Below are 1,752 nucleotides of genomic sequence, written 5' to 3'. Positions count from 1 at the left end.
TTCTGGCGGCCTGAAACACGGGGCATCTCGGAACCGATCCACACGTCCCGGGCCGCTACCGCCTCAACTTGGAAACCCGCGCCCGGAAAAACGTCCTTCCAGCCGCACTTCTTCAGCGGCCTGTTAAGCGATTGAGGTCCGGCCGGCCCCTGACGAAACTCGACATTGCCGAACTCGAACGGATGCTATTGGAGGCTGGCGTTGGCTCCAACGCCGATATTGAGACCGCCAGAAATACGGAGGCTGCGCAGGTCAGTGGGTTCGGGGTTTTCCTGAGGTCGATTGTCGGACTGGATCGAGGTGCAATACAAGACCATTTTGCCGACTTCATCGCCGATGGTGCATCGGCCGATCAGATCGAATTCGTCAGTATGGTGATCGAACATCTCACGAGAAATGGCATGATCGATCCAGGGCTGGTTTACAAGAGCCCATTTACCGACCTGACACCGGATGGGCCTGACGGCTTATTTACGGATGATGAGACAGATCTCTTCTTGGCGAGGCTCCGTACTTTGAACCGGAGTGCCGAAGGTAGCGATGATGCGGCTGACGTCGGTTGAAGTGGTCGGACGCAGGGGTGTGCGCTTTCCTGAGTCTTCCGCCCGGGTAGATTTCGGCGAACCAACCTATGATCGCAGTCCGCCTCGACGGACGCGGTAACACGCTGGTCTCGTCCGCATAAATCTGCAGTCAGGACGAAACGAGCCGGCGAATCTTGGCGGAGGGACCGACGTACCGGACGCCTCGAACTTCACCGCCATTGGTGCGGGCCATCTTGCCGGGCGGGATGCTGCCCGATCGGAGCAGGAGCTCATCTTGGGCGCGCGCGGCTGCCTTGTCTGCCGCGCGTTGCTTGAACGAGAATTGTTCAGGGCGCAGCTTCATGGCGACCTCCTTCTGATCATGCCGTTGCCACGGACCGGCAGATCAATCAATGGTTTCTGCTCCGAGCCACAGACTCGTTGGCGGGCTGGTGAGGAACGCACGCACGCGCTCGTTGATCTCGGCACCGGTCCGGCTCACTCGCCTTTTCTACACCTCCCTCCCGCCCATGGCGAGCACCAGGTTGTCAACGGCGCGCGTCGAGAGGCCGTGCCCGTGGCCTTCTGGATGGCGGCCGCGAGCGCCTTCTCGGCCGCTTCGTGCGGCTCGCAGACACTGGGGAGGTAGCTGCCCTTGCGCAGCGTCGGGGTCGTCGATCCGGCCCGAAGCGCCCCTCGCGCCTCGGACCCGACGGCCGTTGGACTGCGCGGTGCGCGCCGGCGTGCGCGGTCCTTCCCGCGCACCCGTCGCCGCCTCATGCGCGACGCATGGCACTTGATCAACCGCCGCCCACTACTGAGACAACTTGCAAACGCCTACCTGCGCAGACGTTCAGACATTTCCCGAATCATCCCGAAGGGCTCATCCGGGTATAGCGGCATATCACAGAACGTGACCTTGATACCGGCCTGACGGAGGCGGGTGTAATAGGCGTCCACCTTCTCGAAATTTCTACTTAGCCGGCACATCGAGGGCACGACGAGGACATCGAAGCTGCGTGGCGCTCCCTGCTCGGCGTCGGAAATGATCTTCTCCAACACTTTCTGATCCTTGGATAATTGTCAATCGGCATGGAATCGGGGCTCTGACTCATTCTCGGTGCAACCAGTGGGGCAGCTTGGTACCTTTGTCGCAAGATGTTGCGATGGAGAGGTGCCCATGCCCGTGTCTCGGAAGACTGCCCGGTTATTGCCGTCTGGCCTCGTT

At 61.0% G+C, this 1,752-nt stretch carries 3 protein-coding genes; 1 reads left to right on the top strand and 2 read right to left on the bottom strand.

Annotated features, from left to right (window positions below; translation table 11 throughout):
• Positions 1 to 68: 68 nt before the first annotated feature.
• On the top strand, positions 69 to 563 hold the full coding sequence (locus DLJ49_RS21185; protein ID WP_115395478.1) for a type I restriction-modification enzyme R subunit C-terminal domain-containing protein: 495 nt from the start codon (positions 69 to 71) through the stop codon (positions 561 to 563).
• Positions 564 to 693: 130 nt separating this feature from the next.
• Here the strand turns inward: DLJ49_RS21185 and DLJ49_RS21600 are convergent, their stop codons facing one another.
• Entirely contained in the window at positions 694 to 888 is a 195-nt protein-coding gene (locus tag DLJ49_RS21600; RefSeq protein ID WP_147277394.1) for a hypothetical protein, read from the bottom strand.
• A gap of 473 nt (positions 889 to 1,361) precedes the next feature.
• Positions 1,362 to 1,586, bottom strand: a complete 225-nt coding sequence (locus DLJ49_RS21180) for a recombinase family protein (RefSeq protein ID WP_115395477.1) — start codon at positions 1,584 to 1,586, stop codon at positions 1,362 to 1,364.
• Between the last annotated feature and the right edge of the window lie 166 nt (positions 1,587 to 1,752).

Origin of the sequence: Rhodovulum sp. 12E13 (assembly GCF_003340565.1) — a bacterium.
Lineage (GTDB): Bacteria > Pseudomonadota > Alphaproteobacteria > Rhodobacterales > Rhodobacteraceae > HLUCCA09.
Note: the sequence above shows the minus strand (reverse complement) of the source record. Positions and strands in the feature narration are given on the sequence as shown.